The 6950-nt window shown below is 51.0% G+C and carries 6 protein-coding genes; all 6 read left to right on the plus strand.

Annotated features, from left to right (window positions below):
- The first annotated feature begins 15 nt into the window (after positions 1-15).
- Positions 16-1263 carry a beta-ketoacyl-ACP synthase II gene (gene fabF / locus BLP78_RS12190; protein WP_025040564.1) on the plus strand — a complete coding sequence of 416 codons (1248 nt, stop codon included), beginning with the start codon at positions 16-18 and terminating at the stop codon, positions 1261-1263.
- A gap of 324 nt (positions 1264-1587) precedes the next feature.
- Positions 1588-2577: an endolytic transglycosylase MltG gene (mltG, locus tag BLP78_RS12195; protein ID WP_090459555.1), complete on the plus strand. Its 990-nt coding sequence runs from the start codon at positions 1588-1590 to the stop codon at positions 2575-2577.
- 281 nt (positions 2578-2858) lie between these two features.
- Entirely contained in the window at positions 2859-3809 is a 951-nt protein-coding gene (locus BLP78_RS12200) for an HpcH/HpaI aldolase/citrate lyase family protein (protein WP_090459557.1), read from the plus strand.
- A gap of 345 nt (positions 3810-4154) precedes the next feature.
- On the plus strand, positions 4155-5345 hold the full coding sequence (locus BLP78_RS12205) for a malate--CoA ligase subunit beta (protein ID WP_090459559.1): 1191 nt from the start codon (positions 4155-4157) through the stop codon (positions 5343-5345).
- Complete coding sequence (gene sucD, locus BLP78_RS12210) at positions 5346-6233, plus strand: succinate--CoA ligase subunit alpha (RefSeq protein ID WP_025040560.1); 888 nt, start codon at positions 5346-5348, stop codon at positions 6231-6233.
- A 52-nt stretch (positions 6234-6285) separates the two neighbouring features.
- A complete protein-coding gene (locus tag BLP78_RS12215; RefSeq protein ID WP_090459561.1) occupies positions 6286-6675 on the plus strand; it encodes a hypothetical protein in 390 nt (129 codons plus the stop codon).
- Positions 6676-6950: the final 275 nt, after the last annotated feature.

Raw genomic sequence — 6950 nt, forward strand, 5'->3', positions numbered from 1 at the left:
CATATCGGAGCCACCTTGTCCAAGCGTAGGGTAGTTATCACCGGACTGGGCATGATTTCGCCTGTCGGTAACACCGTCTCAGATGCGTGGACTAACGTTCTCGCTGGAAAATCCGGCATTACACGAATTACTCGTTTTGATGCTTCCACATTTGCCTCTCAGATAGCCGGAGAAGTAAAGGATTTTGACGTTACGGAATATCTTTCCGCCAAAGATGCGCGTCGTATGGATATCTTCATCCACTACGGTATGGCGGCAGCCATCCAGGCGGTCCGGGACGCAGGTATTGACGATATAGCCAATACCTCTCTCGATGCCGAGCGCGTTGGCGTCAATATTGGCTCCGGCATCGGCGGTTTACCGATGATCGAGGCCACGCATGATGTTTTTCACGCTGGCGGTCCGCGCAAGATATCTCCATTTTTCATACCCAGCACCATCATTAATATGATTGCGGGTAACTTGTCCATTATGTTTGGCTTCAAGGGACCGAATCTCGCCATTGTCACTGCCTGTACCACCGCTACTCACTGCATCGGCGACTCAGCCCGGCTGATCGAGTATGGAGATGTGGATGTGATGGTGGCAGGCGGTGCCGAGTCATGTGTAACGCCACTTGCCATTGGCGGTTTTGCCTCGGCGCGGGCGCTGTCGACCCGCAACGACGATCCTGTTACCGCCAGTCGGCCATGGGACAAGGGTCGGGACGGCTTTGTCCTGGGGGAAGGCGCCGGGATTCTGGTTCTGGAAGAGCTGGAGCATGCCAAACGTCGTGGGGCGAAAATTTACGCTGAGCTAGCCGGCTTTGGCATGAGTGCGGACGCCTATCATATGACAGCACCTTCGGAAGATGGAGAAGGTGCTGCGCGCTGTATGAATAATGCGCTCAGAAATGCGGGGATGAATTCCACTGAAGTGGACTATATCAACGCGCACGGCACCTCGACGCCGTTGGGCGATATAGCGGAGACTGTCGCGGTGAAGCGCTGCTTTGGCGAACACGCGAAAAAGCTTGTAGTGAACTCTACAAAATCGATGACTGGGCACCTGCTCGGGGCTGCTGGCGGGATTGAAGCCATATTCAGCGCCCTGGCCTTATATCATCAGGTGGCTCCGCCCACTATCAATATTTTTGATCAGGATCCCCAATGCGATCTGGATTACGTTCCCAATACCGCTCGGAAAATGGAAATTAACGCTGCCATGTCAAACTCGTTTGGCTTTGGCGGCACAAATGGCACACTTGTTTTCCGTAAAACCTGATTTTCGGTTAAGGTAACGATAAACGAAGGCTCACTATAAAAGTGAGCCGGATCGTGCAGGTGGGGTAATGCCTTTCGAGGGACGTGCCATTCCGGGGGAAACACGAACTCCCTATCTTGCTTCGGGATATCTCGTGCAGCGCCAAGGAGCTTTCTTCGGCCTCAAACTGGCAACGCCGTCCGCGAGCCACATATCTTCGAGTTGCGGTAAAATAGTTCATCCACTACGTCATACTTGTGGCTGACCCTTCACGCATTGTGATCATCCCGATTTTGCCAGTCGAGCTGCCAACCGAGCGCTTCACAGACTTATTCAGAGGTTCTTTTGCGTACGCTAAAACGCTTGATCTTTCTTGCCTTTGCCGGGGTCTTGCTGTTCGCTGGATGGTTCGCTTACCAACTTAATGTTCCCGTTCAGCCCCCTACAGTTCCTTACGAATTTTCCATCAAGCCGGGCAGCAGTTTAAAAAGTGTCGCAAGGCAATTAGCCGACGCTGGCATTTTGCCGGATATGTGGTCCTTTGTCCTGCTATCGCGGGTAATGGGGGCTGCGTCATCGGTCAAGGCGGGTGATTATGAGATTGGTGCAAGTATCTCGCCGCTGCAATTGCTTGAACGCATCACCAACGGTGACATCAATCAGACCGAGATCAGATTCATAGAAGGCTGGACTTTTTCCCAGCTCAGGCAGACGCTGGATGAGCACCCGGCGCTTCGGCACGACACTGCTGGTTTGACCAGCGGCGAAATCCTGCAACTGATCGGCGCAATCGAAACCGCCGCAGAAGGATTGTTTTTTCCCGATACCTATTTTTTTGCACGTGGCAGCAGTGACGTGGCAATATTAAAACGTGCCTATCACGTGATGCAGAACCATGTCGCCACCGCATGGGTTGAGCGCGCGGCAGATCTTCCGCTGGCAAGCCCCTACCAGGCTTTGATTCTGGCTTCAATCGTCGAAAAAGAAACCGGAAGGGAAAGCGACCGCGTCCTGGTAGCGGCTGTCTTCCTCAACCGGTTGCGATTAAACATGTTATTGCAAACTGATCCCACCGTTATTTACGGTCTTGGTGACAAGTTTGATGGCAATCTCCGAAAAAAAGACCTTTTAACTGATCAGGAATACAATACTTATACGCGCCGCGGCTTGCCGCCGACGCCCATTGCTTTGCCAGGGCTCGCTTCCATTCAGGCTGCACTCAATCCCGCCCGGACCAATGCGCTCTATTTTGTCGCCAAAGGGAAGGGTGAATCGCACTTCTCCAATGATTTGGCAGAGCATAACCGCGCCGTATCAAGATATCAGAAGCAATAGCGCCAAAACTCGCTCTTATTCATAATGCATTTAATTCGTAATAAAAAATACGGCCGAATTAATGCTGACCGATCTACGGTTTGCCTGGACTCCAGCCAATGATTTCCTCCATTACCAAAAAGTAAATTGACATTACCGTCTTCAAAAGTAGAATGGCGAGTTATCAATAAACAACAAAATGGGGCCCAGGTTGCATTGGTTCAACCAAGGCTGAACATTGAAAATCCGTAGTCCTCTCCCAACTACGCCTCCAAATCAATTAAATTCGATCAGGAAGATTAATGAGTCATACATTATATGAAGCATCCGTTTTGCGCATCCAACGTTGCGAATTGGCTGTTCCCGGTTCAAACCCGGGCATGTTTGAGAAGGCGTTGAAAAGTGGTGCAGATTTCATCTTCCTCGATCTTGAAGACGCAGTTGCTCCCGACGACAAGCTGACTGCGCGTAAAAACGTTATCGAAGCGCTCAATGATCTGGACTGGAAAGCGCATGGCATTACCGTCTCTGTGCGCATAAATGGCCTGGACACGCAATTCATGGTGCGTGACGTGGTTGATCTGGTCGAGAAAGCAGGCGACAAGGTGGATACCATATTAATTCCGAAGGTAGGGGTTTATTCTGATGTTTATATGGTTGAAGCCATGCTGAACCAGCTGGAAATGCAACAAGGGCTAAAAAACAGAATTGGTATTGAAGCGTTGATCGAAACCGCTTTAGGAATGGCAAACGTAGAAGACATTGCCCGAAACGGAGCGGCGGGCCGCCTTGAAGCGCTACATTTCGGGGTAGCTGATTATGCTGCCAGTAATCGCGCCAGAACAACAAATATTGGGGGACTCAATCCGGACTATCCGGGTGATCAATGGCATGCCGCCATCAGCCGCATGACCGTTGCGTGCCGTGCCTTCGGATTGCGCCCTATCGACGGCCCGTTTGGCGATATTAAAGATCCGGATGGCTTCAAATTGGCGGCGAGAAGAGCCGCGGCACTAGGCTGTGAAGGTAAATGGGCTATCCATCCGTCTCAAGTCGCGCTCGCCAACGATATATTTACGCCGCCTGCCGCGGAAATCGAAAAAGCACAACGTATCCTGGTTGCCTTGAAAGAGGCGGCTGCTCAAGGTAAAGGCGCAGCCGCATTGGATGGCCGGCTCATCGATGCCGCTTCGGCGAGAATGGCCAACAACGTAGTCAGAATGGCAGAGGCGATGCGCGCCAAAGGCGTGTAATGCACTTTTCGAGGCCGCGATTAGCGGCCTTTTCTTTGTTGGTTGTTGACTTGTCGGAATGGGTTATGGAATTGCAGGAAGCCATTTCTATTGAAACAGTTAGCTGTACCGGAGCCCTATCTGTGCATGGCAGGTTTGTCCATCCTGACGGAGCGTAGAGAGGCTGGCGCCTGTGAAGCCCGAATCTGCTTCGGCTGAGGGTTCCTGCCTTCAAAAACGATCAATTCCGCACCGGGACCCGTTAGGACGGGCATGGCTCTCATTGATTGACGTGGTCTGTTCTGCTGAACAGACTCATGAGATAACCGGATAAGACTATTTGATAATAAAATAAGGTGATGCATCTTGGATATACACGAGTATCAGGCGAAAGAGATTCTGACGAAATATGGCGTCAAGATCGCGGAGGGCGGTCTGGCTTACAGCCCCGATGAAAGTGTGCAGCGGGCTAGAGAAATTGACGGAAATGTTTGGGTAGTAAAAGCACAGATTCATTCAGGAGCGCGCGGTAAAGCCGGCGGTATCAAGATCTGCAAGACGCATGATGAAGTCAAAGCGGCTGCGGAAGAATTATTGGGAAAATATTTGATAACGCATCAAACCGGGCCGACGGGTAAAATTTGCTCAAGGGTTTACGTTGAAGCAGGGACGCAAATTGCCAAAGAAATCTATCTTTGCTTTCTGATCGACCGGAGTTCAGAGCGGGTCGTCATGATAGGTTCTGCCCGAGGCGGAATGGAAATCGAGGAGTTGGCTGAAACAGATCCTGATGCCATAAAAAAAGTTTACATTGAACCCTCCGTCGGTCTCCTGGATTTTCAAGCGCGGGAGATGGCTTTTGCGCTAGGGTTGGAAGCTACGCAATTAACCCATGCCGTCAAAACGATAAAGGGTTGCTATCGCGCGTTACGCGACCTCGATGCGAATATGCTGGAAATCAACCCCCTGGTTGTTACGGGCAGCGGCGAACTCATCGCATTGGATGCAAAAATGAGTTTTGATGACAATGCCTTGTTTCGACGTCATGAAGTTGCTGAGTTGCGCGATAAAACTCAGGGAGACCCACGGGAAATGACGGCTGGTGATCAAGGACTGAGTTATATCGGCCTGGATGGCGACATCGGTTGCGTGATTAACGGCGCCGGTCTGGCTATGGCCACCATGGATATGATTCAACTGGCTGGCGGAGATCCGGCAAATTTTCTTGACGTTGGCGGTGGCGCATCCGCTGAGCGTACAGAAAAGGCGTTTCGTCTGGTACTGGCCGATAAAGGGGTTAAAGCAATATTGGTCAATATATTTGCCGGGATCAACCGTTGTGACTGGATCGCTGAAGGCGTCGTGCATGCCGTGAACAATATCGGTATTAAAGTCCCACTGGTTGTACGTTTATCAGGCACAAATGTTGAAGAGGGTCAACGCATCATTGCTGAAAGCGGTCTCCCCATTATCACGGCAAAAACGTTGGCGGAAGCGGCGGATAAAGTTGTCCAGGCCCGTAATGAGGTAATTGCAGAAGAATGCAAAGGAATGTAAATGGCTATTTTAATTGACGAAAACACGCGCATCATAATCCAGGGCTTTACCGGTAAAACCGGTACTTTTCATGCACAGGATATGATTAACTACGGTTCAAACGTGGTGGGAGGCGTAACCCCCGGCAAGGGCGGACAGCAACACCTGGGTCTGCCCGTCTTCAATACGGTAAAAGAAGCTGTGGAACAAGTCGAAGCGGACGCCACTATCGTATTTGTGCCACCCGCGTTTGCAGCGGACTCGATCATGGAAGCGGCGGATGCCGGTATCAGATACTGTGCGGCCATTACTGACGGGATTCCCACACAGGATATGATGACCGTCAAGAACTTTTTGCGGCGTTTTTCTATCAAAGATAGAATGGTGCTCACGGGTCCTAATTGTGCCGGCACGATCAGTCCAGGCCGGGCAATGCTGGGAATCATGCCGGGGCACATCTATAAGAAAGGGAATGTCGGGGTTATTGGCCGCTCTGGAACGCTGGGTTATGAAGCAGCGGACCAAATGAGGATTCTGGGTATCGGCATATCCACTTCGGTGGGCATTGGCGGGGATCCGATCATAGGCAGTTCTCATCGTGATATCCTGGAGAAATTCGAAGAAGATCCTGAAACGGAAATAGTCGTCATGATTGGCGAAATCGGAGGGCCGCAGGAAGTTCAAGCCGGTATTTTTGCCAGAGATCATATGAGCAAGCCGGTAATCGCCTATATCGCAGGCTTAACCGCACCGGAAGGTCGTCGCATGGGGCATGCCGGCGCGATTATTTCGTCTCCGGGCGAAAGTGCGGCGGAAAAAGTTGCTATGCTGAGGGATCTTGGTGTCACGATCTGTCCGACACCTTCTGCCATTGGTGAAACCGTTGCAGCGGTATTGTCCAGAATGTAACTTCTACGCGGATCATGGTTTTGCCAGATGTGATTGAGAGCGAGGTTTAAAAATGGCAATCTGGATAACGGCGTTAAAAATCATTCCATGGGGAAGCGTGCTGGAATCCGCACCTCATATCGTCAAGGCCGCGAAACAGGTTTTTTCCGCGGCAAAGTCCGACTCGAGCGGTTTTGCGGACGCATCAAGCTCGCCAGTCGGCGACGGGTCGGTTAATCCGGATAAGCTGGATAAACGGGTTCGTCTGTTAGAGGCAAAAATCATTGAATTGAGCAATGAACAGAGAGCGTCCGCTGAACTGATCAAATCACTTGCTGAACAGAATGCACTTGTCGTTGAGGCTATCGAAGTTTTTAGGGTTCGGGTAAAGATCCTGCTGATCGCATGTATTTCATTGGTTGGGGTGCTGGCCGGTGTCGTATTCTGGCTTGCGACGAAATAATGCCCGGATCTTGAACGCTTCCGCTAGACCCGCATCTTTTTCCTCCATTGTTTTTTCCAACTTCGTACTACATATCCCACGCAGCCGCTCCATTCATTTTTCCGCGCTTTTTTCGGAATGACAGGGCCCGGACAGATCATTTTCACCGGCGCGGACAATTTATTTGTTCGCTGCGCTACCCTCAATTTTCTTGACACGAAGTAGTTGTACGTTTAGGCTACGCGGTGTTTTAGGGAGGCCTTGGGGATAGCCCTGGGGGTTTTACAGAAAAGACA

The sequence above is a fragment of the Nitrosospira sp. Nsp1 genome, assembly GCF_900100985.1.
Taxonomy (GTDB): Bacteria; Pseudomonadota; Gammaproteobacteria; order Burkholderiales; family Nitrosomonadaceae; genus Nitrosospira.

Coding starts and splice junctions, on each gene's coding strand:
- BLP78_RS12215 (WP_090459561.1), top strand. CDS start 6,286: ATGGCAATCTGGATAACGGCGTTAAAAATCATTCCATGGGGAAGCGTG.
- BLP78_RS12200 (WP_090459557.1), top strand. CDS start 2,859: ATGAGTCATACATTATATGAAGCATCCGTTTTGCGCATCCAACGTTGC.
- sucD (WP_025040560.1), top strand. CDS start 5,346: ATGGCTATTTTAATTGACGAAAACACGCGCATCATAATCCAGGGCTTT.